General features: G+C 67.3%; 22 protein-coding genes and 1 tRNA gene. 7 read left to right on the forward strand and 16 right to left on the reverse strand.

The genetic code is table 11. The features are described 5' to 3' along the window. Positions 1 to 3: 3 nt before the first annotated feature. The 3 genes from ACPV3N_RS06990 to ACPV3N_RS07000 form a co-directional block, all read right to left on the reverse strand. Complete coding sequence (locus tag ACPV3N_RS06990) at positions 4 to 3,459, reverse strand: TonB-dependent receptor (RefSeq protein ID WP_440116054.1); 3,456 nt, start codon at positions 3,457 to 3,459, stop codon at positions 4 to 6. 242 nt (positions 3,460 to 3,701) lie between these two features. Then, positions 3,702 to 4,631: an isopenicillin N synthase family dioxygenase gene (locus tag ACPV3N_RS06995; RefSeq protein WP_440116056.1), complete on the reverse strand. Its 930-nt coding sequence runs from the start codon at positions 4,629 to 4,631 to the stop codon at positions 3,702 to 3,704. Between the two features lie 11 nt (positions 4,632 to 4,642). After that, entirely contained in the window at positions 4,643 to 5,956 is a 1,314-nt protein-coding gene (locus ACPV3N_RS07000; RefSeq protein WP_440116058.1) for a NupC/NupG family nucleoside CNT transporter, read from the reverse strand. A 149-nt stretch (positions 5,957 to 6,105) separates the two neighbouring features. Between ACPV3N_RS07000 and ACPV3N_RS07005 the strand changes: the two genes are divergently transcribed. Continuing rightward, positions 6,106 to 6,795: a queuosine precursor transporter gene (locus ACPV3N_RS07005; RefSeq protein WP_440116060.1), complete on the forward strand. Its 690-nt coding sequence runs from the start codon at positions 6,106 to 6,108 to the stop codon at positions 6,793 to 6,795. Between the two features lie 33 nt (positions 6,796 to 6,828). Here ACPV3N_RS07005 and ACPV3N_RS07010 read toward each other — a convergent pair whose 3' ends face one another. Continuing rightward, the gene (locus tag ACPV3N_RS07010) at positions 6,829 to 7,551 is read right to left on the reverse strand and encodes a Crp/Fnr family transcriptional regulator (RefSeq protein WP_440116062.1); all 723 of its coding nucleotides are present in this window, start codon (positions 7,549 to 7,551) and stop codon (positions 6,829 to 6,831) included. Positions 7,552 to 7,716: 165 nt separating this feature from the next. Between ACPV3N_RS07010 and ACPV3N_RS07015 the strand changes: the two genes are divergently transcribed. Both ACPV3N_RS07015 and ACPV3N_RS07020 read left to right on the forward strand, forming a co-directional pair. Beyond that, complete coding sequence (locus ACPV3N_RS07015; RefSeq protein WP_440116064.1) at positions 7,717 to 8,577, forward strand: XdhC family protein; 861 nt, start codon at positions 7,717 to 7,719, stop codon at positions 8,575 to 8,577. After that, positions 8,546 to 9,163, forward strand: a complete 618-nt coding sequence (locus ACPV3N_RS07020) for a nucleotidyltransferase family protein (protein ID WP_440116066.1) — start codon at positions 8,546 to 8,548, stop codon at positions 9,161 to 9,163. Before ACPV3N_RS07015 ends, ACPV3N_RS07020 begins: the two co-directional genes overlap by 32 nt. Here ACPV3N_RS07020 and paoC read toward each other — a convergent pair. The 7 genes from paoC to ACPV3N_RS07055 all read right to left on the reverse strand — a co-directional run bounded on the left by paoC (position 9,135) and on the right by ACPV3N_RS07055 (position 15,431). Further along, positions 9,135 to 11,333 carry an aldehyde oxidoreductase molybdenum-binding subunit PaoC gene (gene paoC / locus ACPV3N_RS07025; protein WP_440116068.1) on the reverse strand — a complete coding sequence of 733 codons (2,199 nt, stop codon included), beginning with the start codon at positions 11,331 to 11,333 and terminating at the stop codon, positions 9,135 to 9,137. The two genes, ACPV3N_RS07020 and paoC, sit on opposite strands and share 29 nt — an antisense overlap. Positions 11,334 to 11,336: 3 nt before the next feature. Continuing rightward, positions 11,337 to 12,287 (reverse strand): FAD binding domain-containing protein, encoded by a 951-nt coding sequence (locus ACPV3N_RS07030; RefSeq protein WP_440116070.1) that lies wholly within the window; start codon positions 12,285 to 12,287, stop codon positions 11,337 to 11,339. Positions 12,288 to 12,289: 2 nt separating this feature from the next. After that, positions 12,290 to 12,916, reverse strand: coding sequence for an aldehyde dehydrogenase iron-sulfur subunit PaoA (gene paoA / locus ACPV3N_RS07035; protein WP_440116072.1), 627 nt, complete (start codon positions 12,914 to 12,916; stop codon positions 12,290 to 12,292). Between the two features lie 139 nt (positions 12,917 to 13,055). Continuing rightward, positions 13,056 to 13,131: transfer RNA gene (locus tag ACPV3N_RS07040), tRNA-Lys, on the reverse strand. Positions 13,132 to 13,157: 26 nt separating this feature from the next. Beyond that, positions 13,158 to 13,649, reverse strand: coding sequence for a 2-amino-4-hydroxy-6-hydroxymethyldihydropteridine diphosphokinase (gene folK, locus ACPV3N_RS07045; RefSeq protein ID WP_440117468.1), 492 nt, complete (start codon positions 13,647 to 13,649; stop codon positions 13,158 to 13,160). Further along, positions 13,646 to 14,524 carry an N-carbamoylputrescine amidase gene (gene aguB, locus ACPV3N_RS07050; RefSeq protein ID WP_440116074.1) on the reverse strand — a complete coding sequence of 293 codons (879 nt, stop codon included), beginning with the start codon at positions 14,522 to 14,524 and terminating at the stop codon, positions 13,646 to 13,648. Before aguB ends, folK begins: the two co-directional genes overlap by 4 nt. Positions 14,525 to 14,591: 67 nt before the next feature. Next, positions 14,592 to 15,431, reverse strand: a complete 840-nt coding sequence (locus ACPV3N_RS07055; RefSeq protein WP_440116075.1) for a class I SAM-dependent methyltransferase — start codon at positions 15,429 to 15,431, stop codon at positions 14,592 to 14,594. 102 nt (positions 15,432 to 15,533) lie between these two features. Between ACPV3N_RS07055 and msrA the strand changes: the two genes are divergently transcribed. Next, complete coding sequence (msrA, locus tag ACPV3N_RS07060; protein WP_440116077.1) at positions 15,534 to 16,067, forward strand: peptide-methionine (S)-S-oxide reductase MsrA; 534 nt, start codon at positions 15,534 to 15,536, stop codon at positions 16,065 to 16,067. On the opposite strand, the gene ACPV3N_RS07065 is transcribed toward msrA, so the two are convergent. Next, complete coding sequence (locus ACPV3N_RS07065) at positions 16,064 to 17,296, reverse strand: RsmB/NOP family class I SAM-dependent RNA methyltransferase (protein WP_440116079.1); 1,233 nt, start codon at positions 17,294 to 17,296, stop codon at positions 16,064 to 16,066. The genes msrA and ACPV3N_RS07065 overlap by 4 nt on opposite strands. A 56-nt stretch (positions 17,297 to 17,352) precedes the next feature. Between ACPV3N_RS07065 and ACPV3N_RS07070 the strand changes: the two genes are divergently transcribed. After that, positions 17,353 to 17,511, forward strand: a complete 159-nt coding sequence (locus ACPV3N_RS07070) for a DUF1674 domain-containing protein (RefSeq protein ID WP_440116081.1) — start codon at positions 17,353 to 17,355, stop codon at positions 17,509 to 17,511. Here the strand turns inward: ACPV3N_RS07070 and ACPV3N_RS07075 are convergent. From ACPV3N_RS07075 to ACPV3N_RS07090, 4 genes are all read right to left on the reverse strand, one after another. Then, positions 17,508 to 18,878, reverse strand: coding sequence for a cytochrome P450 (locus ACPV3N_RS07075; protein WP_440117470.1), 1,371 nt, complete (start codon positions 18,876 to 18,878; stop codon positions 17,508 to 17,510). The two genes, ACPV3N_RS07070 and ACPV3N_RS07075, sit on opposite strands and share 4 nt — an antisense overlap. A gap of 84 nt (positions 18,879 to 18,962) precedes the next feature. Then, entirely contained in the window at positions 18,963 to 19,985 is a 1,023-nt protein-coding gene (gene hemH, locus ACPV3N_RS07080; RefSeq protein WP_440116083.1) for a ferrochelatase, read from the reverse strand. Next, positions 19,982 to 22,261 carry a molybdopterin cofactor-binding domain-containing protein gene (locus ACPV3N_RS07085; protein WP_440116085.1) on the reverse strand — a complete coding sequence of 760 codons (2,280 nt, stop codon included), beginning with the start codon at positions 22,259 to 22,261 and terminating at the stop codon, positions 19,982 to 19,984. Before ACPV3N_RS07085 ends, hemH begins: the two co-directional genes overlap by 4 nt. Positions 22,262 to 22,264: 3 nt before the next feature. Continuing rightward, a complete protein-coding gene (locus ACPV3N_RS07090; protein WP_440116087.1) occupies positions 22,265 to 23,233 on the reverse strand; it encodes an Mrp/NBP35 family ATP-binding protein in 969 nt (322 codons plus the stop codon). Positions 23,234 to 23,350: 117 nt separating this feature from the next. Between ACPV3N_RS07090 and hflK the strand changes: the two genes are divergently transcribed. Together hflK and hflC are read left to right on the forward strand one after the other, a co-directional pair. Beyond that, positions 23,351 to 24,484, forward strand: a complete 1,134-nt coding sequence (gene hflK / locus ACPV3N_RS07095) for an FtsH protease activity modulator HflK (RefSeq protein WP_440116089.1) — start codon at positions 23,351 to 23,353, stop codon at positions 24,482 to 24,484. After that, on the forward strand, positions 24,484 to 25,332 hold the full coding sequence (hflC, locus tag ACPV3N_RS07100) for a protease modulator HflC (protein ID WP_440116091.1): 849 nt from the start codon (positions 24,484 to 24,486) through the stop codon (positions 25,330 to 25,332). The genes hflK and hflC overlap by 1 nt, the downstream gene beginning before the upstream one ends. The last annotated feature ends 11 nt before the right edge of the window (positions 25,333 to 25,343 follow it).

A 25,343-nucleotide genomic window follows, 5' to 3' on the forward strand; every position in this document is an offset into this window, starting at 1 on the left:
GGATCAGAAGTCGTAGCTGACGCCCAGCTGGATCTTCCACAGCGAGGACGAGCTCTGCACCACCGGGTCGCGGAAGCTGACCGCACCGTTCCGGTACTGCGAGCTGATCGGGGTGTAGACGTACTTCCCCGTGCCCGACTGGATGTCGGCGCGCACGAGCGCTTCGGTGTAGCTGTACCGCCGGAAGACGTTGCTGTCGCTGTCGATGAAGTTCAGGAAGTTGTCGAAGTCCAGGAAAAGCTTCACCTTGTCCTTCTTCAGCCCGAACGCGCTCATCGGTCCCGGGATTTCCTGGCTGAAGCGCAGATCGAGATCGTAGAACCACGAGTTCTCGCACGAGTTGCGCGGCAGCACCTGGCCGCGATACTTGGCGATGCACTTGTTGTTCGAGATGAAGCTGTCGAGCGCGCCGGCGAAGGCCGCGTCGGCAATCACGACGTTCGGGTCGCTGGTGCCGGTCGGAACGTAGAACAGCGAGTTGAAGTCGCCGCTCGCGCTGTCGTTGAGGACCTCCGACGGAGCGTTGTCCCAGACCACCGAGAACGGACGCCCCGAGCGGGCGACGAACACGAAGCCGAAGCTGGTGTCGTTGTCGCCGAAGAACTGCTCGCGGACATTGAGGCCCATCGTGAGGTTGTGCCGCGAGGCGTACTCGCTGCGTGCCACGTCCACCGCCTGGCGATCGTAAGCCGCGACGATGTCGAAGCTCGAGGTCGCCGTGGAGCTGTTGTTGTTCCGGTTGTTCTTCGAGTCGGTGTAGGCGTAGCCGAGGTTGAAGTTGATCCGGCCGCCATCGGTGAAGATACCGCGGCGCCAGTTCTTCGACAGGATCGCGGAGGCGATCTTGCTCTCGTAGCTCTTGCCGTTGGTCAGCTGGATCTCGTCGTCGCGACTGGTGTTGAAGCAGGCCGGGGTGACGTTGGTGTAGGTCGGCGGGCTGCCGCCCTGGTTCTGCAGCTGCGCGGCACAGCCGGCCGCGGTCGGATCGATCGCACGGTAGATGGGGCGGCCGTCGGCAGTGAATCCGTTGACGCCGAGCGCCGGGTTCACGACCTGCGACAGGTCGACGAAGTCCACCGGGTTCTGGAACTTGGACCAGATGAAGTCCGCGCTCAGGCGCCAGTCGCTGAAGAACCCGCTCGGCGCACCGAACGTGGTCGCGACGCCGAAGTTGGCGCGCCAGACGGTCGGCATCTTGAAGTTGGGATCGGTCGACTGGGTGTCGGCGAGGCCCCGCGCCGACTGGGTCGCGGCGTTGGTGAGCACGCACTGCGGAATGCCCGTGAACTGTCCGCCCGAAACGACGTTGGCGCGCGGTCCGGTGGTCGGGAAGCACGCGATGCGCCCGGCCGACGTGCTCGCGGTCACGCCGGTCTGACCGAAGCCGGTGACGAAACCGTTGTTCGAGAACGCGTTCGAGAAATAGACCGCCGGGTCGCCGCCCGTGAACCGGCCCACGCCGGCCTTGACCTGCGTGTCCGAGAAGAACCCCTGATTGTAGAGGTTGTAGGTCAGACCGAAGCGCGGGAGGATCACCGGGTCGATCTTGCCGAAGCTGATCGCATTGGTGTGGCCATACCGCGCGAAGAAGTTCGGATTGGCCGTCGGCGCATTGCCCGAAAGCCAGTCGATCCGCACGCCGCCGACAACGTCGAGCTGGTCGGTCGCCGCCCACTCGTCCTGGACGTAGGCCGACCAGGTGGTGCGCTTCCAGCGGGCCGCGGCGTCGTTGATGTCGCCGCTGGCGGTGAAGTTTCCGTAGGCACCCGCGGACTGGCCGGCGACGATCTGGTCGGCACTGGGGAAGGTGTTCGACCCGCCCGACAGGATGCCGGCAGCGAAATCGTTGAGGTTGTTGAACGTCAGCGTACCGGTCGAGTTCTGAGCGAACAGGTTGAACACCTTCAGCTCGTTCATCTCGCCGCCGAGGGTGATCGTGTGCGCGCCTTGCGAAATGCGGCCGAGCGCCTTGAACTGGGTGACCGTCGTCTTGAGGTCGTTCGACGTGCGCGAGAAGCCAGGCCCCGCCAGGAGCGAGCCGTTCTGCCCGTTGTTGGTCACCCCGACCACGAAACGGGGCATCGGGTTGTCGCTCTGCGCTTCACCGCCGCCGACCGGCCCCTGGACGTCCTGCACGATCGCGCGGCTGGCGCGCAGCTCTGTCGAGAACGTGTCGGACCAGTCCGAATACAGGCGCAGCGAGTAGTAGTCGCTCTCGGTGCCCTCGGCCTCGAAGCTGTTGATGCCGGTGTAGATGTTCGCAGTCTGCGAGAAATCGTCTTCCTCGACGTTGATCTCTTCCAGACGCTGATAGGTCGCCTCGAGGCGCTGGCCATCGGTGATGTACGCGTCGAGCCGGCCGAAATAGCGCTGGCTGCTTTCCGCCAGGTTGGTGGGAAGGCCGCCGGTTTCAAAGCCATAGGTCGACGACAGGATCTGGGAGAACCGGTCGAAGTCCGCGTTGGTGACGTAGGTCAGCTCGTTCGGATAGCCGTTGCCCGCGGGACCGAACTCGAAGCTGTCCGACAGGTCGGTCTCTTCGTAACCGGCAAAGAAGAACAGCCGGTCCCTGATGATCGGGCCGCCGAGCGTCGCGCCCCAGCGGTATTCCTTGTAGGGGCTGGCGGAGAAATTGAGGCCGCCCGCGCTGTCGCCCTGCAGGCTGTCGCTGGCATAGGTGAAGAATGCCGAGCCATGCAGCGCGTTGGTGCCCGACTTGGTCACCACGTTGATCGCGCAGCCGGTGAACTGGCCATACTGGACGTCGAACGGAGCGAACTCGACCGAGGTCTCGCGGACCGCATCGTACGGAAGCGGGAGCGAGTTGCGGCTGGCGAACGGGGTGCCGTTGAGGCCGAACAGGTCGGACTGGGCGATGCCGTCGACGGTGAAGGCGTTCGAGCGGTCGTTGCCGCCGAGGCAGGAGACGCGGTCGACCTCGTTGCTGCGGTCGAGGCTGACGCGCGGGTCGATGCGGATGATGTCACGAACGTCGCGGCTGATCGACGGAAACGCCTCGATCGTGTCGGTGCCGAACGACTGGCCGGGGCCGATCGCGCGCTGGGTAAGCTGCACGCGCGAGCCGGTGACGACGATCGTCTGGCCCGCGTCGCTCGCCTCGAGCGAGAACGCGAGGTTGGTGTTGCCTTGCAGGTTGATGAAGACGTCCTCGACGGTCTGCCCCTCGCGGCCGGGCGAGGTCGCGGTGACCGTGTAGGGACCGCCGGTCACCAGGCTGTCGACGCGGAACGCGCCGTCGGAACCGGTCACGATCGTGCGGCTGGCACCCGTGCGGGTGTCGGTGACGACGACGGTGCTGCCCCCCAGCGGAGTGCCGCTTGCGTCGCTCACGGTGCCCTGGATGCCCGAGGTGATCTGCTGGGCCATGACGGGAGCCGGCAGCACGGCGGCGGCGGATAGGCTGACGGCGCTCGCGGCCAGCAGATACTTGAGCTTCATGGAATACGATCCCTTGCATTCGATGAGGAGAGGAAGACGACTGGGTCGCCCGATAGGAACTTCCTGCCGCGGCCAAAAGGCCCTTGCGTTACGATTGTGTGGCATCCGCCCACAGAATTTTCCCCCCCGCAGGAAGCGAGGCCTAAGCCTTTGAAATAGAAAGGGCTTCCTGTGTTGCCGCGATGCAACAAAATCTCAGAAAACTGTGTCCCGCCCCTCTGGAGGGCTCGAGACCGTTCGAATCAGGCCAGATTGATCTCGCGCAGCCGCTGCTGGAGGAACGCGTGGCTCGAAATCGGCTCCGGATGATCGTCCGGCCGGGCCGGGTCGATGCAGCTTTCCAGCGTGACGATTTCGAAGTCGGGACGGAAGTGCAGGAAGAACGGCATCGAGTACCGGCTCCGGTAGGCCGCCGCACCCTTCGGATTGACCACGCGGTGCTGGGTCGACTTGAGTCGGCCATTGGTGAGCCGGTCGAGCATGTCGCCGATGTTCACCACCAGTGCGCCGTCGGGCGTATCGACGGCCTTCCATTCGCCGCTCGCGGTGAGAAGCTCGAGCCCGGCTTCCTCGGCGCCGAGCAGCAGGGTGATCGTGTTGATGTCGCCGTGCGCGGCGGCGCGGATCGCGCCCTCGGCGTGCGGCCCGTCGAGCGGCGGATAGTGCAGCAGGCGCATGACCGAGTTGCCATCCTCGACCGTGGGCGCGAACCATTCGCGCGGCAGGCCGAGGTGCAAGGCGATCGCCTCGAGCACGCGCCCGCCGGCTTTTTCGAACGCGGCGTACAGTTCGGTGAAGGTCTCGCGGAAGCCCTCGATTTCCTCCGGCCAGACATTGGCGGCCATGTATTCGGCCAGCGGATGCCCTGCGGGCAGTTCGCGGCCCACGTGCCAGAACTCCTTGAGATCGTGAACCTCGGCGTCCTTGGCGCGTTCGACGCCGAAGGGAGTGTACCCCCGCGCGCCGCCGCCGCCTTCGATCTTGTATCCCTTCTTGACCTCTTCCGGCAGCGCGAAGAACGCCTTCGACAGCTCCTCTGCCCGCGCAATCAGGTCGGCGGGAATGCCGTGGTCGCGGATCACCGCGAACCCGTATTCGCGGAAGGACCGGCCGAGTTCGTCGGCAACCTCGTCAAGCGGACGGGCAATCGAGACGGAAGCGATTTCGGACATTGTTCAAAGACTCAGTAGGGAAGAAACAGACCGGCGAGCGCGGCGGACATGAGGTTGGACAACGAGCCGGCGGCAAGCGCCTTCAGCCCGAGCCTGGCGATGACCGGTCGCTGGTTCGGGGCCAGGCCGCCGGTGACGGCCATCTGGATGGCGATCGACGAGAAGTTGGCAAAACCGCACAGCGCGAAGGTCACGATCGCGCGGCTGCGCTCGGACAGGACCTCGGCGCCGAGCTGGCCGAGGTCGATGAAGGCCACGAATTCGTTGAGGACGACCTTGGTGCCGAACAGCCCCCCCGCCACCGGCGCCTGGTCCCACGGCACGCCGATGAGGAACATGACCGGCGCGAACACCGCGCCCAGCGCAGCCTGGAAGCTCCACCCTTCGAACCCGAGCAGGGCCCCGAACCAGCCGAGGATGCCGTTGGCCAGCGCGACCAGCGCGACGAAGGCGAGCACCATCGCGCCCACCGCCACGGCCAGCTTGACGCCCGTCTGCGCGCCTTGGGCGGCAGCCTCGATGACGTTCGCCGGGCGGGTGCCCTCTTCGAAGGTTTCCGCCAGTTCGACCTCGTGCGGCTTGCCCCCCTCTACGATCGCGGCCGGCCCTTCGGCACTGATGCGCGAGGTGGGCAGGACGATCTCGCCCTCCGCAGCGCCCGAAGGCTCGTCCTCGTCCGGCATGATGATCTTCGCCATTAGGATCCCGCCGGGGGCCGACATGAACGCGGCGGCAAGGAGATAGGGAAGGTAGCGCTCCCCGAGCAGCCCGGCATAGGCCGCCAGGATCGTGCCCGCGACACCCGCCATGCCGACGGTCATCAGCGTGAACAGCCGGCTCGGGCTCAACGCGGCGAGATAGGGCCGCACGACCAGCGGGCTTTCCGACTGGCCGACGAATATGTTGGCGGCAGACCCCAGCGCCTCGACCCGGCTCACACCGGTGACCCAGCCGATCGCCCCGCCGAGCCAGCGGACCAGCCGCTGCATGATCCCCAGGTGGTAGAGGATCGAGACGAGCGCGGCGAAGAACACGATCACCGGCAGCGCGCCGAGGGCAAACGTGTTCGCGAGCGGGTTGTCGCGCCCGAACAGGAAGGCTGTGCCTTCGTTGGCATACGACAGCAGCGCGGCCACCCCGTCGGACATCGCCTGGATTCCCGCGACTCCCCACGGCGTGCGAAGAACGATGAAGGCCAGCAGGGCCTGGAGCGCGAACGCCGCCCCCACGATACGCAGGCGGATCCGGCGCCTGCCGTTGGACAGCGCAAGGGCGATGGCGAGGATCGCGACGATCCCCAGAATACTGGCGACGACTGGCGGCATGGCGCTCCCCGATAGCGACGGCCGGTTACTTTTGAAACCGGATTCGCGACTCCCTCATCCGGAGTGCTTTTGTGTCTCCACAAACAAACGCGCAAGGCTCGTTTGTGCACGCTTTCCTTTTCTCGGGCCGAGTGCCAATCGTGTCGCGCATGAACGACACTGTCTCTCCGAGCCCGATAACATCGAGCCTGAACGTTCCCCGCGCGCTGTTCGTCTATCTGCTGCTCTACGGCGGCATGACCGTGCTGGCGGGGGTCATGGCCTACAAGCAGGTCGCTCTCGTGCCGACCGCCCTCGCGGTCGAATCGGGCATCTTCGCCTTCCTGCTGCTCGTCGTGATCTCGAGCACGGTGTCGCAGCTTTACGGGGACGCGATGGCGCGGCGACTGGTATGGTGGGGTTTCCTTCCGCTGCTGGTCTCGTCGCTCCTCATGCAGCTGGTCCTCGCCCTCCCCGCCTCCTCGGAGATGGTCCAGTTCAGGGGCGACGACCTTGCCGCGTTCGAGCGGGTGCATGCGCAACTCTGGCGCGTCTACATGGCCGGTCCGGCGGCTTACCTCGTTTCCCTGCTGCTCAACGTGTGGATCTTTTCCAAGCTGCGCGGCAGCGGAGACGGCGGAACACTAGGCATCATGGTTCGCGGCGCCATCGCTTCGGCGCTCAGCCAGGCGATCGATTCGGTCATCTTCATCACGCTGGCGTTTTACGGAGAGTTCGACATCAGCAGCCTGCTCATCGGGCAGGTGCTGGCGAAAGTCGTCCTGTCGGTCGTGCTGGTTCCGCCGCTGATCGCACTGGGCGTGACCCTGGCCCGCTGGCTCGACACGAAGCAGTTCTGAGCGGTCCCGGGTGCCCGCAAGCCCGACAGGCCGTCAGACGGTGCGTGCCTCCAGACCTTCCCGGTGCACGATCAGTATGCCGCGGCGCGAGGGAAGATCGATGAGTCCCTCGGCCTTCATGCGGGTGAACTGACGGCTCACCGTTTCGATCGTCAGGCCGAGAACATCGGCGATCTGCTGCCGCGACAGCGGGAGTTCGAGCGAATCTGCGAACCCGGGCTCCCGGGCGCAGGTCGCGGGCGACAGGCGTTCGGACATCTCGAGCAGGAAGGCCGCGAGCCTCTGTTCCGCGCTCATCCGGCCGAGCAGCAGCATCCAGCGGCGCGAACGGTCGAGTTCGGTCAGCGTGCGCTCGAGAAGCTTGTGCTCGAGCCGGGGGTGCGTGCGGGCGAAGCGCTCGAAATCGGCCCGGTGGAACACGCAGACCAGGGTCTCGGTGAGTGCCTCGACCCCGTAGGGAGACGTCGGGCCGAACGGGCGGCCGAGGAAATCCGACGGATAGGCGAGACCGAGAATCTGCTCCCGCCCGTCGGTCGTGTAGTTCGACAGCTTGAGGACGCCTTCGACGACGTTTGCGACGACCACCGCCTCGTCGCCTTCCCACATGAGCGGCTGGCCCGCGCGTAACGTCTGCCGGCGTCCGATCTGGTTGAGGATCGCGATCTCGTCCTCGTCGAGGTCCGCGCAGATCGCGCGATTTCGCACCGCGCAGGCCTGGCAGAAATTGATCGGGGGAGGAAGTTTGCCGCTGTCCACCGCACGAGGTTACTTGCTGGCCTTGAAAACGCCAAGCCGGAGTGCAGCAAACAGCGTGTTCGGGACGCGCAGGCGGCGCTTGCCGCAGGAGGCGGACCGCCCGGCAGGTAACCCCCCGCGAACGATTCGCTTGCGTAGAGGCGCAAGGGACAACACAAGCCACGCGTGCCCGACCCTTCGCCCTGCGCCTGCCCTGCCGAGCAGTTCGACGAGGATCATGCCGCGCTCGCGGCAGCGCGAATGCCGGGGGCTGGCCTGTGCACGATCGTCGGGATCGACGGCACCTTTTCCCGCCGGATGGGAGCGCAACTCGCGATACTGCCCGACGGGGAAATTGTCGGCAGCCTGTCCGACGGCTGTCTTGAACGCCAGCTCGCGGCCGACTGCCGCGATGCGCGAAAGCCGACCATCCAACGGTATGGAACCGGATCGCCGCACATCGACTTCCGGCTCCCCTGCGGCGGCGGGCTCGACATCCTGATTGATCCCCGTCCGGACCACGCGGCCTGCGCGGCTGCCATGGACAGACTCCTCGCGCGGCGTCCCGCATCGCTCCGGCTGCCTGCGGATAGTGGCGCCCTCTTCCGCTCGTATATCCCGCGGCTCCGGGTCGCGGCATTCGGCGAGGGGCCGGAGCTGGCAGCACTCGTCCGGCTGGCGCGGGCCGCGGGGGTCGAGATCGAGGCGACCGGCAAGGACGACCTGGCGCTGGGAAGATCGAGCGGCCGCGCGGAAGCGGACGCATGGTCCGCGGTAGTGCTGCTTTTCCACGACCACGAGTGGGACCTGGCGCTGATCGAGGAGGCCCTTCGGACGGACGCCTTCTACATCGGTGCCCAGGGAGGCAGGGAGGCGCGCCGTGCCAGGATCGCCGAGCTGCGCCGGCGGGGCGCGAACGATGCCGCGTTGGCGCGCATCCGCAGCCCGATCGGCACCGTCGCGGGCAGCCGCACGCCGCAGACGCTGGCGCTGTCCGCCCTGACCGAGATCGCCCATGACTACGAGCGGCTCCGTCCCGAGGCTTGAACAGCCCTGCGCCTTCGTCCTGCTGGCTGCGGGACGGGGCTCGCGCTTCGGCGGAGGCAAGCTTCTTGCCGACCTCGCCGGGTGGCCGGTCTGGCGCTGGGCGTTGGAAAGCGCGCGGCAGGCCGGCTTTGCCGACCTGCATGTCGTCACCAACGACCCGCTGGTCGCCGCCGGCAGCGAGGCGGTCCGCGCGACCGTCCACCCGAACCCGGCAGCAGATCAGGGGATCGCATCGTCCATCGCTGTCGCCGTGGAGGCGGGGCGCCGCGCCCGGCGGATCGTCATCGCGCTTGCGGACATGCCGTTCGTGGAACCCGCACACCTCGGACGTCTGGCGCGGGGACCGGGTGCCGTCTTCACTGGGTATAGTGGTGGCCGGTCGGGCGTGCCGGCCGGGTTTCCCCGCAGCGATTACGAGAAACTCCTGTCTCTCAACGGTGATCGCGGCGCCGCCACGCTCGACTGGCCGGATGCCGCCGTGGTCAGGCCCCGTTCGGTCCAAAGCCTGATCGACATCGATACTCCGGAGAGCCTGCGGCAGGCGCAGGCGGAAGCGTTCAGGCGACGGCGGGAAGCTTCCCGATGAGTTTGTCGAGCGTAATCGGGTAGTCGCGCACCCGGACGCCGGTTGCGTTGTAGACGGCATTCGCGATCGCCGCTCCGGGACCGCAAATTCCCAGTTCGCCCACACCCTTGGCCTTCAATGGACTTATCACGTCGTCGAGCGTGTCGAGGAACACGACTTCCTGGTGCGGAATGTCGGCGTGGACCGGCACTTCGTACCCCGCAAGGTCGTGGTTGGCGAAGAAGCCGAACCGCCTGTCGACCACCAGTTCTTCCATCAGCGCCGAGCCGGCCGACATGACCATCGCGCCGATGACCTGGCTGCGCGCAGAGAGGGGGTTCAGGATTCGCCCTGCGTCGCAGACCGCGAGCATGCGCCGGATGCGCACTTCGCCGGTATAGGCGTCGACGCCGACTTCCGCGAAGTGCGCCGCGTAGGTGCCCATGTCGTAGTCGTCCTGGAACGGGCCATAATCCATCTCGCCCTCGGCCGAGAGCGGACCCACCTCGGCCAGCGTCTTCGTGGCCTTGCCGTCCGAGACCCGTCCGCTCTCGAAAGCGGCACGATCGGGGTCCATGCCGAACTTCGCGGCAATCATTCCGCGCAGCTCGACACAGGCGGCATAGACCCCCGCGGTCGAGCTCGCGGCGCCCCATTGCCCGCCCGAACCGGACGACACGGGCGACCGGGAATCCCCAAGATCGACGCGTACCTGCTCGAGCGGCACGCCCATGCATTCCGCCGCGGTCTGCGCGATGATCGTGTAGCTGCCCGTACCGATGTCGGTCATGTCGGTCTCGACCCGCACCTTGCCCGCCGCATCGATACTGACCCGCGCTGCCGACTTCGTGATCGGCGCCCCGCGGTAGCCCGCCGCGACTCCCAGGCCTACCAGCCAGCGCCCGTCGCGCACGCTTGCCGGCGTTGCCTTGCGGGCCGACCATCCGAAGCGGTCCGCGCCCTGCCGCAGGCATTCGACGAGGTGGCGCCCCGAAAACCTCTTCGACGGATCGCCTGGCACCCGGTCCGGTTCGTTGAGAACGCGAAAGTCGATCGGGTCCATCCCGAGCTTTTCGGCCAGTTCATCCATCGCGACCTCGAGCGCGAGGTGGCCGACCGCTTCGCCCGGCGCGCGCATCGCGTTGCCTTCGGGCAGGTCGAGGTCCGAAATGTAGCTGACAGTCAGGTTGTCCGGCCCCGTATAGAGCGAACGGGTCTGCGCCGCCCCGTTTTCCGCGCTGCCCCCGGGGAGGTTGCCCGACCAGCATTCGTGACCCATCGCAAGGATCTTGCCGTCCTTGTCCGCGCCGATCCTCAGGCGCTGGATCGTCGCCGGCCGATGGGTCGAATTGTTGAACATGAGCGGTCGCTGCATCGCGATCTTGACCGGGCGGCCCGCAGCCCTGGCACCCAGCGCGGCGAGCACGGCATCGGCGCGCACGAACAGCTTGCCGCCGAACCCGCCCCCGATGAACGGCGAATCGAGCCGGATATTCTCCCTCGGCATCTTCAGGATGCTTGCGAGCGCTTGTCTTGACCAGTTGATCATCTGATTGCTGGTCCACAGCGTCAGCTTTTCACCCTCCCACGCAGCGACGGTGGCAAAAGGCTCCATCATCGCGTGCGCCTCGTCGGGCGTGGTATAGGTCTGGTCGAGCTGGACCGGTGCGGCCCCGAAGGCCCCGGCGAAGTCCCCGTTGCGCTTGACGTCCTCCGGCACACTCCAGCCACGGGCGATCTTCGCCCCGTTCTTCACCTTGGCAAGTTCGTATTCGCCCCTGTCGCGGTCATACGTGGTCCGGATCAACGCGGCTGCGGCGCGCGCCTGCTCGAACGTCTCCGCCACGACGCAGGCGATCGCCTGGTGATAGTGCGCAATGTCGCGTCCCCCGAAAAGCGGGGCGGTGTTGAACGGGCTCGTGCCCACAGGCTCGTGCTCGGTCGCAGCGACGATCGCGATGACGCCGGGCGCCTTGCGGGCGGCCTCCAGGTCCATCGACGCGATCCGTCCCTTGGCGACCGCCGATCCGACGATGTATCCATAGACTTGGCCCGGCACGACGTCGTGCCGTTCGTAGGCATAGGGCGCGGTGCCGGTGGTCTTCCTCGGTCCGTCGATCCGGCGGGTGGCCCTGCCGATGATCTTCGGATCGTCGACGAACGTCTTGCCGGCGGGTGCCTCGAATTTCATGTCTCAGCTCCTCGCCTCGGCCAGGATCCCCGCGAGCGCGCGCTCGGCGAGGGCGATCTTGAACCGGTTATCGTCCCGCGGAGTCGCACCTGCGAACGCCCGCTGGACGACAGCCCCGGCACCGAGCGGCAGTGCATCGTCGCCCTGATTGCTGCGCCACGGTTTCGGCGCCACGCCGCCGAACGCAACCCTCCCGCTTCCATCGGGCTGGATCACCGCGGCAACGGACACCAGCGCGAACGCATAGGATGCCCGGTCGCGCACCTTGCGGTAGAAGTGGCGCCCCCCCGGCGGTTCGGGAAGGACGACGCCCGTGATCAGTTCGTCCCTCTCGAGCATGGTTTCACGTTCCGGCGTGTCGCCCCACAACCGGTGAAACTCGCCGATCGGGACCGAGCGGGTGCTGCCATCGGGCCTGATGGTCTCGACAACGGCATCCAGCACCGCGAGTGCGTTCGCCATGTCGCCCGGATACGTAGCAATGCACTTGTCCGACACGCCGACGACGCCAAGCTGGCGCGAATAGCCGCCGATCGCCGCGCACCCGCTGCCGGGGCTGCGCTTGTTGCAGGGCATGTTGGTGTCGTAGAAATAGGGGCAGCGGGTGCGCTGCAAGAGGTTGCCCGCCGTAGTCGCCTTGTTGCGCAGCTGCCCGCTCGCGCCAGCCTGGATGGCGCGGGTCAGAACCTGGTAATCACGCCTGATGCGCGGATGGGCGGAAAGCGCGGTATTGCTGACGAACGCACCGATCCTCAGGCCGCCCTCATCGGTATCCTCGATCTCGCCAAGGCCCGCGTCCTGCACGTCGACGAGATGGGTCGGCGTCTCGATCTCGAGCTTCATCAGGTCGAGCAGGTTGGTGCCCCCGGCGATGAACTTTGCCCCCGGTCGCGCGGCGACGGCGCGGGCCGCCTGTTGCGGGGTGACGGCGCGTTCGTAGGTGAAGCTGCGCATGATCAGCCTCCCCCGACTTCGGCTATCGCCGCGGCGATGTTCGAATAGGCCCCGCAGCGGCAGATGTTGCCACTCATCCGCTCACGGATTTCGGCGTCGGTGACCCGCATCTTGCCCCCAAGGTCGTGCGTCACGTGGCTCGGCACGTCGCGGGCGATTTCGTCGAGCATGGCGACCGCCGAACAGATCTGGCCTGGAGTACAGTAACCGCACTGGTAGCCATCGTGTTCGACGAAGGCATCCTGCATCGGGTGCAGGCTGTCGGGGGTTCCCAGCCCCTCGATCGTCGTCACCTCGTCGCCAGCGTGCTGGACCGCAAGCGTAAGGCATGAATTGATCCGCTCGCCGTTCACGATCACGGTACACGCCCCGCACTGGCCGTGGTCGCATCCCTTCTTCGTGCCGGTAAGCCGGAGATGTTCGCGCAGCGCGTCGAGCAGGGTGGTGCGCGGATCGAGCGTCAGCATGCGCTCGGTTCCGTTGACGGACATCGACACGGGCATTTTCATCGCAGCGACTCCGGTCGCGTCGGTCCCGGCGCTGACTTCCGCGGCCGACAGGAGCGCGACGCTCGCCGCCGAACTGCCCAGCAGCGCCCTGCGCGTGACCGGAAGAATGAGGTCGCTCATGTCTCCGTCCCCTCTGGCTTGCACCGTATGCGAAGGCATGGGGCACATCGGCCCGCTTCGCAACCCGCTGCATGGCGGGGCGGGCCAATCGGGCAACTATAACTGGATCGGGGAGGACATCTGCCGACCAGGCGACCGGTGGTGAGCCCTGCTGGGTTCGAACCAGCGACCTACTGATTAAAAGTCAGTTGCTCTACCGACTGAGCTAAGGGCCCGACGCAACCATGCGGCAGGCGCGGCCCTAGGCCAGCGGGTTGGCGCGGGTCAAGCGCGCATGGAGCTGGGCGAGCGTGAGGCCCGTCAGCGGGTCGCGCCAGCCCGGCGCAATGGTCGCCGCGGGGGCGAGAACGAACCGGCGCTCGCGAAACCGCGGGTGGGGAATGACGAGGCGATCGCTTGCCCATGAACCGCCGCTCCACAGTATCAGGTCGAGATCGAGCACGCGCGGCCCCCACCGCGCGCCGCGCCGGCGGCGGCCGAAGTCCTGCTCGATCGCCTGCAGCCTGTCGAGCATCCCTTCGGGCTCGAATCCGCTTCGGAGCAGAGCGGCGGCGTTTGCGTAGCAGCGGCGCGAGGGTCCGAGCGGAGCACTGGAGATGACCCGGGAAACCGCCTCGACTGCGCTGTCGTCCTTCAGCGAGGCGAGCGCCGCGGATACCACCCGCCGGGGGTCGCCGAAGCGGGGATGCCGCACGTTCGAGCCGAGCGCGACCAGGTAGCGATGCCCGCTCAGACGTCCTCGCAGATGCGTCCGTAAAGCTGGGGCCGGCGATCGCGGAAGAAGCCCATCCCCGCGCGGTGCCGGGCCGCCTGCGCGAGATCGATTGTCGCGACCAGGGCGCCGGTTTCGCCGGCACCGTATTCGCACAGGTAATCGCCCCATTCGTCGGTGATGAAGCTGTGCCCGTAGAAGCCCTGACCGTCCCCGCCGCATTCGCGTTCGGTCCCGATGCGATTGGCGGCGATCACCGGCATGCAGTTGGACACCGCATGGCCCACCATCGCGCGGCGCCACATGCGACTGGTGTCGAGATCGGCGTCATAGGGTTCCGACCCGATCGCGGTGGGGTAGAACAGCAGTTCGGCACCCATCAGCGCCATCACCCGCGCGCATTCGGGATACCACTGGTCCCAGCAGATACCCACGCCGATGCGGGTCCCGAACACGCCCCATACCTTGAAACCGTCGTTCCCGGGACGAAAGTAGTATTTCTCCTCGTACCCGGGACCATCGGGAATGTGGCTCTTGCGGTAGGTGCCCATGATCTCGCCGTCGGCGCCGATCATCGCGAGCGTGTTGTAGTAATGGTGCCCCTCGCGCTCGAAGAAGCTGGTCGGGATTGCAACTCCGAGTGCGCGGGCTACCTTCTGCATCGCCGTCACCGACGGATGCTCCGCTGTGGGGCGCGCGAGTGCAAAGAGCGCCTCGTCCTCGACCTTGCAGAAATAGGGGCCCGAGAAAAGTTCGGGCGGCAGGACGATCTGCGCGCCGCGGCCTGCAGCCTCCTCGACCAGCGCCGACACGGCGCCGATGTTCTCCGCCTCGTCCTGCGACGACAGGTCGAGCTGGAGCGCGGCGACTGTTACGGAGCGTTCGCTGTCGGACATGCAAGCGGCCTATTTCTCTGGCTGCATTAAGTCCACCCGTATGACCGCCGCGTGCCCCGCGGCGCTCTCAACGCTTGCGAAACAGCAAGGTCATCCGGTCGCTTTCGCCCATCCCGCGCAGGTCGTCGCGCTTGGTGCTCAGCGTGGGGGGCATTTCCCACACGCCCTGGGGATGATCGGCGGTATCGCGCGGATTGGCGTTGATCTCGCTCGCGCCGACAAGCTCGAAGCCCATCGCCTCGACGAAGCCGATCACGTCCTTCTGCCGCAGGTATCCCTTGGTGCCGCCAGCATAGTCGCCGTCTGCCGTTTCGGGGGCGCGATGCTGGACGACCCCCAGCATCCCGCCCGGCTTGAGCAGTTCGCGCATCACCTTCAGTTCCTGGTCGGCGATGTTCCAGCGCATCATGTTGTGCAGCATGCGGATGACGAGGACGCGGTCGAACGTGCCCTTGTCGGCGTCGCTGACATCTTCGAGCGTCAGGCCGGAAAAACGCGCGGCGGGCTTGCCAGTCCAGCCGGCCACCTTGCCGGGGAAATCGGTTGCGCCCTTGCGGATACCGGCCTGCGCCTCGGCGCTGAACGCGTCACCGTCGGGGGTGAAATAAAGGCCCACGAGTTGCCCGCTGTCGCCGAGGTAGTTGCCGAGCACACGTGAATACCAGCCGCCGCCGGGAGCGTACTCGCCGACCTTCATGCCGGGTTCCACCTGGAAGAAGGCGAGCGTCTCCATCGGATGGCGGTACTGGTCGCGAGCACGGTCGGCGTCGCGGTTGGGGTTGTCGACCGCCGCCTTGAGCGCGGCGTGGCTGGCATGTGTCGCGGCACCGTGCTCCGAATGATCCTGTGCGGCGGCTGGAGCGGCGATCGCGATGGCGGATACGGCGGCGGCAATGAGCAAGCGCATCGGAAAACTCTCCCTTGAAGTCCGCGCCACTCTAGTGCGGCTGCGGGCGGTGACAAGCGGAGCTGCGCTTCCTATCTCGGCGCGCGAAGGAGATTTTCGGACATGGGCGAGCAGGCAATCTTGGCGGGCGGGTGCTTCTGGTGCACCGAGGCGGTGTTCCGCGACGTGATCGGGGTGAGTGAGGTCGAAAGCGGATACATCGGCGGCCACGTGGAGAACCCGACTTACAAGGAGGTCTGTTCGGGCGGGACCGGTCACGCGGAGGCGATCCGGGTGACGTTCAATCCCGCGATCATCAGCCTGCCGGAAATCTACGATGTGTTCCTGGGTACTCACGATCCAACCCAGCTCAACCGTCAGGGCAACGACGTCGGCACGCAGTATCGCAGCGCGATATTCCCGCTTGATGATGCCCAGCGCACCGAGGCCGAAGCAGCCATCGCGCGGTGGAACGACGAGCATCCGGGACAGCAGGCAGTCACGACGGTCGAAGGTCCGGCCGAATGGTACCCCGCGGAGGATTATCACCAGGAGTACTGGGAAGGCGAAGGCCAGCGGAACCCATACTGCCTTGCGGTCATTCCACCCAAGCTCTTGAAATTGCGCAAGAGCTTCCAGGAAAAGGTCAAGGCCTAACCCCGTCGCCACCGCGCGGCAAAGAAGCCGTCGATGCCGCCGGCCTCACCGAGCATCCATGGCTCGGTCCGCAGCCACCCCTCGGGAGTGGGGGCCAGTCCCGAGGGAAGCTCGCCCGCCCCGATAGGCAATCGATCGAGCGCGACGGGTGCCGCGTGCGCCTCCCCCTCGGCAAGTTCGAGCGAGCAGGTTGCGTATACCAGCGTGCCGCCGGGCGCGAGCCAGCCCCGGGCCCGATCGAGAAGGGCTGACTGCAGTTCTGCCATCTCCTCGATCTGCCGTGGGCCGATGCGGTGCAGTACATCGGGATGACGCCGGCATGTACCGGTTGCGGTGCACGGCGCGTCGAGCAGGATCGCATCCCAGGTGCGGCCCGGCTCCCATGCCAACGCGTCGGCGGCGACGACTTCGGCCGACAGCCGGGTGCGATCGAGGTTTTCGACCAGGCGGTCGAGCCGCTTGACGCTCTTGTCGACGCTTGTGACCAGCCAGCCGGCCGCAGCGAGTTGCAGTGTTTTCCCGCCGGGCGCGGCGCACAGGTCGAGGACGCTGCGGCCATCCCCTCGCCCCAGCAGCCTCGCGGGCAGCGATGCGGCGAGATCCTGGACCCACCATGCACCCTCATCGAAACCGGGCAGGCGTTCGACTGCGGTGCCGCGCGGCAGGCGGACATGGCCCGCCGCAAGCGAAATGCCGCCCAGTCTGGTGGCCCAGTCGTCGGTCGCGGACCAGTCGCCGAGCGCAAGATCGAGCGGGGGCGGTTCGGCGAGTGCCGCGGCAACCGCGCCGGCGCGCTCGCCCCAGCGATCAGCGACCGCGGGCGGCAGCGTGGGCACCGCCGGCAGGGCGGCGCCACGCTTCACCAGCGCGGAAAACACCCCGTGCGCCAGCCGCCTCGGTCCGCCATCGAGCAACTCGAGGCCGGTCGCGATCGCGGCGTGCGGAGGGGTCTCCAGGCGCAGCACCTGCGCGAGCATCATCCGCAGAACCGTGCGTGGCTTGGCGTCGGCCGGCAGGGCCTGCTTCGTCGCGCTGTCTATCAGGGCGTCGAGATCGACGAGCCAGCGCAGGGACTCGCTCGCGATCGCGCGGGCGAGGCCGCGGTCGCTCGGCGTCAGCCCCTTGGCGCAGGCGCGCTCGGCCATTTCCAGCGTTTCGCCCCGGCGCAGCACCGCGTCGAGCATGCGCAGCGCGGCGGCGCGCGCGGGGAGACCCTGGATCCTTGCCATAGGCTGCGCCCCTATCGACGATTGCACTCGGGCGCCAGCGCGCCCATCTTGCCCCCGTGACCAAGCGCGCCACCCAACGTCCCGAACAGTTCGACAAGCCCCCGCACTGGACGAGCGAACCGGCGCCCGAACCGGCGCCGCCGAAGGTCGACGAGAATCTCAGCCCCACCCGCTACGGCGACTGGGTCAGGGACGGTATTGCGGTCGATTTCTAGAGCTGGCGCAGCTCAATCCGGAGGCCGTCCCTGGGCTTGGGGATCGGCCACGGCTGCCACTCGGGTTCGTAGCCGTCGGCGACTTCGATCCGATACCGCTGGAGCAGCTGCGCCATGAGGATCTTCACCTGCATGTAGGCGAAGTGCAGGCCGAGGCACATGTGCGCCCCGCCACCGAAGGGGATCCAGGCATACTTGTGCCTGGCCTTTACCTTTTCCGGCGTGAACCGCATCGGGTCGAACTTGTCCGGACTGTCCCAGTATTCCTCCATGTGGTGCGTAAGGTGCGCGTTGAACCCGCACGCGGCGCCCGCGGGAATTTTCACTCCATTGAACTCGAAGCCGCGCAGCGCACGGCGCGGAATCGAGGGCACCGGGGTGATGAGGCGCAGCGCTTCCTTGAACGCCATCTCGAGCAGGTCGAACTTCGGCAGGTCGTCGTAGGTCGCACCCCGCGGATTTCCGTGGGCGTCGGGCCCGCCGGTCACGGCGAAAACCTCCTGCCGGACCCTTTCCTGCCATTCGGGGTGTTTGGCGAGGAGCCAGACAAGGCTCGTCGCGGACGACGTGATGGTGTCGTGGGCAGCCATCATCAGGAAGTTCATGTGGTCGACGACCTCGTCGACAGGCAGCATCTCGCCGTCCTCGCGGGTGGCGGTGGCGAACTGGCTGAACATGTCCTGCCCAAGCCCTTCGCCCGCGCGACGCTTCAGGGTTTCCCTGGTGAAATAATCGACAAGGAACTCCCGCCCCTTCACGCCCTTGCGCATCTGGGTGAACGGCAGCGGCTTGCGCACCGGCGTCACCGACGCTGCGACCATGTCGACGAACGCCTGGTTGATGCGGTCGGCTTCCGGACCCCAGGGCAGGCCGAGGAAGCTGTCGGCGGCAAGGTCGAGAGTGAGCTTCTTGATCGCCGGGTAGAACAGCATCTCGCCCCGCCAGCGCGCCACCTCGTCCGCTATCCCGCGGTCGAGCGCGTCGGCATAGTGCCGCATCGGCTCGGGCTTGAAGGCGATCGACAGCGCGCGCCGGTCGGCCCGGTGATGATCGAAATCGAGCAGCATCAGCCCTCGGGGGAACAGCTGGTGCAGGGTAGGACCCCAGCCCTGTTCGCTCGAGAAGATCTTGTCGCGATCGAACAGCAGGAGCTCGTTCGCCTCGGCCCCGATCAGCATGACGTGCCAGTAGCCGAGGGTCTTGTTCTTGTAGACCGGGCCGTATTCGCGGAACATGCGCCAGTGGAACCCGTGCGGATCGGCTAGCATGCGAAACAGGTTGCCCACCACCGGCGGTCCGGCTTCGCCGGGGATGTGCGCGAGATCGGCATCGGTCAGCCGTCCCTCGGACCAGTGAGAGGGAGGCATCTCGGCCGGCTGGTGCGCCGCAAGGGTCGATTCTGCGAGACTGGCCACGGGTAGCTCCTGACAACTTACACCGTTGTAAGCCGCCTAGACCCACCCGGCAAGTTCGCGCCGCACGAGCGTTTCGAGCATCGTCATCCCGATCTCGCCGGCGTTGAGGCACGACAGGGCCGCGAACTCGGTGCCGCCGGCCTCGACAAACTGCTCGTGGCCGCGGATCGCCAGCTCCTCGAGCGTTTCGAGGCAGTCGGCCGAAAATCCCGGTGCGGCGACAGCGAGACGTCTGGTTCCCGCCTTCGCCTCTTCCAACAGAACTGCGTCGGTGGCGGGTTCAAGCCATTTCGCGCGCCCGAACCGGCTCTGGAAGGTGGTGACGATCCGCAAGTCGGGCCGGGTGAGCGCCTCTTCGAGCAGGCGGGCCGTCTTGCGGCAATGGCAGTGATAGGGGTCGCCGAGTTCGAGGGTGCGCAGCGGCATCCCATGGAAGCTCAGCAGCAGCACCTCGGGCGCGAAGTCCAGCCGGTCGAGCTGGGCACCGATATCGCCGGCGAGCGCATCGATGTACGCGGGCTCGTCGTGATACGGCGGCAGCGTGCGCAACGAGGGTTGCCACCGCATTGTCCGCAGTTTGTCCGCCGCCTTGTCCACAACGGTCGCGGTCGTGGCCCCGCTGTACTGCGGGTACAGCGGCGCAAGCAGGATGCGGTCGCATCCGGCATCCATCAGCGCCTGCAACTCGGCTCCGATCGCGGGGCGGCCATAGCGCATCGCGTGGCGCACGATGACGCCGTTGCCGAGACGATCCGCCAGGCCCTGCGCCTGCGCCCGGGTTATCGAGGCGAGCGGCGAACCATCGTCGGTCCAGACCTGGCGGTAAGCCTCCGCGCTCTTTCTGGGCCGGGTGTTGAGGATGATTCCGCGCAGGATCGGCTGCCAAATGAGCGCGGGGATCTCCACCACGCGCCGGTCGGAAAGGAACTCGCCAAGGTATCGCTTCACGCTTGTGGGGTCCGGCGCGTCGGGCGTGCCGAGATTCACGATTAGCACGCCGATCCTGCCGCTCATGACGGACGGGTGGTCGGCGGGTAGCGATTGCGGTTGCCAGGTCATAGGCCCTCGGACAGCAGGGGAAGCCGGCGCAGGCGCAGGCCGGTCGCCGAATGAAGCGCGTTGGCGATCGCCGGCGGCGCGACGGCCACCCCGATCTCGCCGGGATCGGCGGGTTCGCCCTCTCCCGAAATGAAATCGACCGCGATCTCGGGACAGTCGGGGAGTGCGGGCAGACCGAGACCGGCGAGCCGGCTCGTGGTCGGCAAGCCTGATTGGTACTGTAGCGCCGAACCCGTCGCGATACCGACGCCAAAGAGTAGTCCGCCTTCAACCTGCTGGCGGGCGACATCGAGATTGACGATCCGCCCGAGGTCGACCGCGACGCTCAGCTTCTCGACCCGAACCCCGCCTTCGCCAGCGCGGGCGGTCGCGACACAGGCAATTCGAGCGACAGGCCCGCCCCCGTCGGGATCGCCGATGCGCCAGCACGCGATGCCGTTGCCGCTCTGCCTGGCCCCTCCGTCCCACTCTCCCAGCCGCGCCGCGCGCTGAAGACACTCTGCGAGCCGCGGATCGCCGCCCAGCATTCCCATACGAAAGCCCAATGGTTCGCGTCCGACGCGCGCGGCCAGCTCGTCGACGAAACTCTCGACGATGAAGGCCAGATAGCCATGCGCATTGCCGCGCAGGCGCCCGCTCGGCAGCCCGACGTCGACCGGCACGTGGTCGATCGCCACGTCGGGGATCGCGTAGGGGGAGGCTGCGCCCTCGAACGCGAGGGGATCGGGCGCCGCTCCCGCCACCCTCCGCGCCGCGAGCGCGGTCTTGTTGCCGAAGAGGCGGGCGCCGAATTCCGCGTTGGTCGCGGGCATCGCCACCCGCAGGCGCATGGCGATGGGAGTACCGTCTTCCCGCGCGGTCCACGCGCTTGCGAGCGCCGCCACCGCGGCGCGGGGCCGCCCACCGACGTGCTCCTGCCATCGCGACCAGATCAGCTGGACCGGCGCTCCGGCTGCCTGCGCGATGACGGCGGCCTGGATCGCGTGATCGTGTTCGAGCCGCCGGTCGAAACTGCCCCCGGCAGCCATCGGATAGAGCACCGCTTCATCCGCGGAGAGGCCGACGGCCTTTGCCGCCGCCGCCTTGGCGAGCGCCGGCGCCTGCGAGGCGACCCACAGTTCGAGCCTGCCGTCGGCAAGGCGGGCAGTCGCCGTCGCAGTTTCGATCATGGCGTGCGTGGCGGGCGCGATCTCGTAGCGATAGGTGGCGGAAGGGTCGCCCTTGCCGGAATCGCCCGCGCCGCGGGTTGCCACCCGGCTTGCCTCGCCTTCGGTCAGGGCGCCGTCGAGCGCCTCGGCGATCCGCTCGCTGCTGGCGCGGCCAGTGGTTCGAAAGACGGGACTCATCGCCGCCAACGCCTTTTCCGCCGCCCACCAGGTATCCGCCACCGCCGCGATCCATCCGCGCGACTTCACCACGGCGCGCAGGCCCCGGACCCGCGCAGCCGCTTCCTCGTCGAAGCCCGCAAGCTCGGTATCGCCTATCGGACCCTGACGGATCGCCGCATAAAGCATCCCCGGGAGCCGGATGTCGCCCGCAAAGGGGAACGTGCCGTCGACCTTCGCCGGCAGGTCGAGCCGGGGATAGACGGGGTCCGACCCGAGACCCTGAACCGAGGGTTCCTCGCGACAAGGGCCCGGAAGGACCGGAGCGGGATCGGGCGGATCGTAGCCGGCGGCATCCTCGGCCAGGGCGGCAAATGCGAGGTGCCTCTCTCCGTGCACGACAAGGCCGTCGTGCACCTGACACTCCTCCCAGGCGACGTCCCAGCGGTCGGCCGCTGCCATGCACAGCATCGCGCGCGCCGCCGCGGCCGCCTCTCTGGCCGGTCCTTCGTAGGCCGCAAGCGAGGTGCCTTCCGCGGTCGCTGTGAATCCGGCCGCCTCGGCCCAGCGCCGAGTGACCAGCCCGTCCGGCTCGTCCGCCAGGCCGGGCGCGAACGGCATCCACAGTGGGGCCCATTTCGCCGCGAGCGGAAGGTTCGCGTAGGCACCCGAAACAGGTGCGGGCTCGACCGCGACGGTGCGCCAGTCCGCGCCCAGTTCCGCGGCGACGACCTGCGGCAGCAATGTGGTTACGCCCTGGCCCATCTCGAGTTGCGGCACCGCGACCGTGACCACCCCGTCGCGAGCGATCTTGAGCCACGACGAAAAGGCCCATTCGCCTCTTCCGGGCGTCAGCGGAGCCCGGTACTCGCGCGGCCACAGGCCCCAGGCAACCAGCAAGCCGCCGCCGATCGCGGCGCCTGCAACAAGACCGCGGCGGCTGACCTGCATCGCCTAGCCGGCCTTCCTGTCGAGCCAGGTACCGATCTTGCGCGCGATTTCGGCGAACGTATCGGCAATGTCCCCATCGCCCGCCGCGGGCGGCTCGCCCGCGTCGCTCGCCTCGCGCAAGGAAAGGGTAAGCGGGATGCGTCCCAGAAACGGCAATCCCGCCGCCCCGGCCGCCGCCTCGACGCCGCCGCGACCGAACGGATCGCTCACCTCGCCGCAATGCGGGCAGGTATAGCCGGCCATGTTCTCGACCAGTCCGATCACCGGGACCGGACCCTTGGCGAACAGTTCGGCGGCGCGCTGCGCGTCGATGAGTGCGAGGTCCTGCGGGGTAGAAACGATCACCGCACCGGCCGGGCGGTGCTTCTGCAGCATCGTTATCTGCACGTCGCCGGTGCCCGGCGGAAGGTCGAGCAGGAGCAGCTCGACATCGCCCCATTCCGCATCGATCAGCTGGCCGAGCGCGCCGGAGGCCATAGGGCCCCGCCACGCGAGCGCCTTGCCCGGCTCCACCAAGTGACCCATCGAAAGCATCGGCACCCCGAACCGGCTGTCGACCGGAATGAGCTTTTCGCCCCTCGCCTCGGGTCGTACCCCCTCGGTATCGAGCAGCGTCGGCTGGCTCGGACCGTAGATGTCGGCATCGACGAGACCGACCTTGCGGCCGACCCGCGCGAGCGACACCGCGAGGTTGGCGGTCAGCGTCGACTTGCCGACCCCGCCCTTGCCCGATCCCACGGCGACTATGACCGGCGCGGCGGGCCTGTCGCTCATTACGGCGACCCGGACATCGGAAACGCCCTCGGCATCGCCGAGCAGATCCCGCACCGCGTTTTCGAGATCGCCCCGCCCGCCCGGCGCAAGACCGGTCCCGTCGAGAATCGCGGTGACCGTGCCGCCGCGCAGTTTAAGCGACCGCACCCGCTCCGCGATTGTCCCGGGCAGGCGATCCATCAGCGAATTCTCGTCCATAGAAGCGCGGCACTAGCAGCAAAATCGCGAGCACAACCCCTGTTTTTCCGTCGCGGCGTTCCTATAAGTGGGACCATGGACATGAAGGATGGGTTGGGACGCGTTATCGGCCTCGCGATGGCTGGCAAAAGCCCGTGGGGGCCCAAGCCCGGCGGCGGCAAGACGCCAGGTGAGGAACCGGATGCAAGCACGACGGGCGGCGAGCCCGCCGGTCCCGAGGAACCGGCGGCCGACAAGCCGGCGCGCAAGGGACCGCGCAATCCGTGGCTTCCCGCCGGGGACGAGCCGCGCCGTTCCGCCAGCATCGAGGACATCTTCAAGCATCGCGGCCCAGAAGGCCCGCGCCGCAGGCTCGGGGGCGGTGGTGGCGGCCCGGGCTTTCGCCTGCCCGAAAGGCCCGGCGGCAAGAGCTGGTTCCCGTTCGCGGTCGGTGCGATCGTGCTCGTCTGGCTGGGCGTGTCGATGGTCCACCAGGTCGGCCCCAAGGAAGAGGGCATCGTCACCACCTTCGGCCAGTATTCCCGCACACTGACGCCGGGTCTCAACACCACGCTGCCCTGGCCGATCCAGCAAGTCGACATCGAGGAAGTCAGCCAGTTCCGCGACGAGCAGATTCCCGAAGGCACCGCGCAGAAGCTGATGCTGACCGGTGACCAGAATCTCGTCGATCTCAGCTACAACGTGCGCTGGTCGATCAAGGACCTGAAGCAGTTCCGCTTCCAGCTCGCCGATCCCGAAGAGACTCTGCGCGATACCGCCGAAGCCGCGATGCGGGCATCGGTCGCGCAAAAGTCGCTCGACGAGGTCCTGTCGGGCGCGGGCCGCGCGGATATCGAAGGCTCGGTCATGCGCCGGATGCAGGCCATTCTCGACGCCTATGGATCGGGCATCACCGTCCAGGGCGTGCAGATCCGCAAGACCGATCCGCCCAAGGAGGTCGAGGAGGCGTTCAAGGACGTGTCGGCGGCACAGCAGGACGCCGATGCCGAGATCAACCGTGCAGAGGCGTATGCGCAGCAGGTCCTGGCCCGCGCGCAGGGCGACGCGGCCAGCTTCGACAAGATCTATGCCGAATACAGGCTCGCACCCGAAGTGACCAAGCGGCGCCTCTATTACGAAACCATGGAGCGCGTGTTGCGCAACAACGACAAGACCGTGATCGAGGCGCAGGGCGTGACGCCCTACCTCCCGCTGCCCGAACTGAGAAAGCGCGCGCAGGCGGCCGGCCAATCGGCGGCGGAGGGCCAGTGATGGAAACGTTCTGGGAAACCCACAAGACCTCGATCGTCGCCGTCGCCCTGGCACTCGTCGCGGTGTGGTCGAGCCTGGTCGTCGTGCCCGAGACGCAAGAGGCGGTGATCATCCAGGCGGGCCGCCCCGATCGCGTGGCCAACCGCTTCCAGCCCAACAAGCCTTTCGGCGAGACGGGCGCGGGGATCGTCCTCAGGGTTCCGTTCTACGAGCGCGTGGAGCGGATCGACAAGCGCGTGCTCAAGGTCGACATGGAGCCGCAGACGGTGCTGTCGACCGACCAGCTGCGCCTCAACGTCGACGCGTATGCTCGCTACCGCATCATCGACCCCGTGAAGATGGTCCAGACGGCCGGCACCCTGTCTACGGTCGACAGCCAGCTGTCCCAGATCCTCTCGTCGGTGGTCCGTCAGGAGCTTGGTCGGCGCAGCTTCGCTTCGCTGCTGACCGCAGAGCGCGGAACGACGATGAGCAACATCACCCGGCTGCTCGACGCGCAGGCGCGAAAGTATGGCGCGCAGGTGATCGACGTGCGGATCAAGCAGGCCGATCTTCCCGACGGCAGCCCGCTCATCTCCGCGTTCCGGCGGATGGAAACCGCGCGCCAGCAGGAAGCCGCGACCTTGCGCGCGCAGGGCCAGAAGAACGCGCAGATCATCCGCGCAGAGGCCGACGCGCAGGCCGCGAAGATCTATGCCGAGGCCTATGGCAAGGACCCGCAGTTTTACGACTTCTACCGCGCGATGCAGAGCTACGACACGACGTTCGCGGCGGACTCCAAGTCGGGCAGCACCTTCGTGCTCGACCCGAACAACGAGTATCTGAAGCAGTTCCGCGGATCGCGTTGACCGTTCGTCGG

It is taken from the genome of Tsuneonella sediminis (assembly GCF_051912845.1).
GTDB classification, from domain to species: domain Bacteria; phylum Pseudomonadota; class Alphaproteobacteria; order Sphingomonadales; family Sphingomonadaceae; genus Tsuneonella; species Tsuneonella sediminis.

What these genes read in the sequence shown, in the direction of transcription:
- ACPV3N_RS07000 (WP_440116058.1), bottom strand. Translation starts at nt 5,956, where the DNA reads ATGCCGCCAGTCGTCGCCAGTATTCTGGGGATCGTCGCGATCCTCGCC.
- hemH (WP_440116083.1), bottom strand. Translation starts at nt 19,985, where the DNA reads ATGACCTGGCAACCGCAATCGCTACCCGCCGACCACCCGTCCGTCATG.
- msrA (WP_440116077.1), top strand. Translation starts at nt 15,534, where the DNA reads ATGGGCGAGCAGGCAATCTTGGCGGGCGGGTGCTTCTGGTGCACCGAG.
- ACPV3N_RS06990 (WP_440116054.1), bottom strand. Translation starts at nt 3,459, where the DNA reads ATGAAGCTCAAGTATCTGCTGGCCGCGAGCGCCGTCAGCCTATCCGCC.
- ACPV3N_RS06995 (WP_440116056.1), bottom strand. Translation starts at nt 4,631, where the DNA reads ATGTCCGAAATCGCTTCCGTCTCGATTGCCCGTCCGCTTGACGAGGTT.
- ACPV3N_RS07030 (WP_440116070.1), bottom strand. Translation starts at nt 12,287, where the DNA reads ATGCGCAGCTTCACCTACGAACGCGCCGTCACCCCGCAACAGGCGGCC.
- ACPV3N_RS07065 (WP_440116079.1), bottom strand. Translation starts at nt 17,296, where the DNA reads ATGGCAAGGATCCAGGGTCTCCCCGCGCGCGCCGCCGCGCTGCGCATG.
- ACPV3N_RS07090 (WP_440116087.1), bottom strand. Translation starts at nt 23,233, where the DNA reads ATGGACGAGAATTCGCTGATGGATCGCCTGCCCGGGACAATCGCGGAG.
- ACPV3N_RS07005 (WP_440116060.1), top strand. Translation starts at nt 6,106, where the DNA reads ATGAACGACACTGTCTCTCCGAGCCCGATAACATCGAGCCTGAACGTT.
- ACPV3N_RS07020 (WP_440116066.1), top strand. Translation starts at nt 8,546, where the DNA reads ATGACTACGAGCGGCTCCGTCCCGAGGCTTGAACAGCCCTGCGCCTTC.
- ACPV3N_RS07055 (WP_440116075.1), bottom strand. Translation starts at nt 15,431, where the DNA reads ATGCGCTTGCTCATTGCCGCCGCCGTATCCGCCATCGCGATCGCCGCT.
- hflK (WP_440116089.1), top strand. Translation starts at nt 23,351, where the DNA reads ATGGCTGGCAAAAGCCCGTGGGGGCCCAAGCCCGGCGGCGGCAAGACG.
- hflC (WP_440116091.1), top strand. Translation starts at nt 24,484, where the DNA reads ATGGAAACGTTCTGGGAAACCCACAAGACCTCGATCGTCGCCGTCGCC.
- paoA (WP_440116072.1), bottom strand. Translation starts at nt 12,916, where the DNA reads ATGAGCGACCTCATTCTTCCGGTCACGCGCAGGGCGCTGCTGGGCAGT.
- ACPV3N_RS07075 (WP_440117470.1), bottom strand. Translation starts at nt 18,878, where the DNA reads ATGCCTCCCTCTCACTGGTCCGAGGGACGGCTGACCGATGCCGATCTC.
- ACPV3N_RS07085 (WP_440116085.1), bottom strand. Translation starts at nt 22,261, where the DNA reads ATGCAGGTCAGCCGCCGCGGTCTTGTTGCAGGCGCCGCGATCGGCGGC.
- paoC (WP_440116068.1), bottom strand. Translation starts at nt 11,333, where the DNA reads ATGAAATTCGAGGCACCCGCCGGCAAGACGTTCGTCGACGATCCGAAG.
- aguB (WP_440116074.1), bottom strand. Translation starts at nt 14,524, where the DNA reads ATGTCCGACAGCGAACGCTCCGTAACAGTCGCCGCGCTCCAGCTCGAC.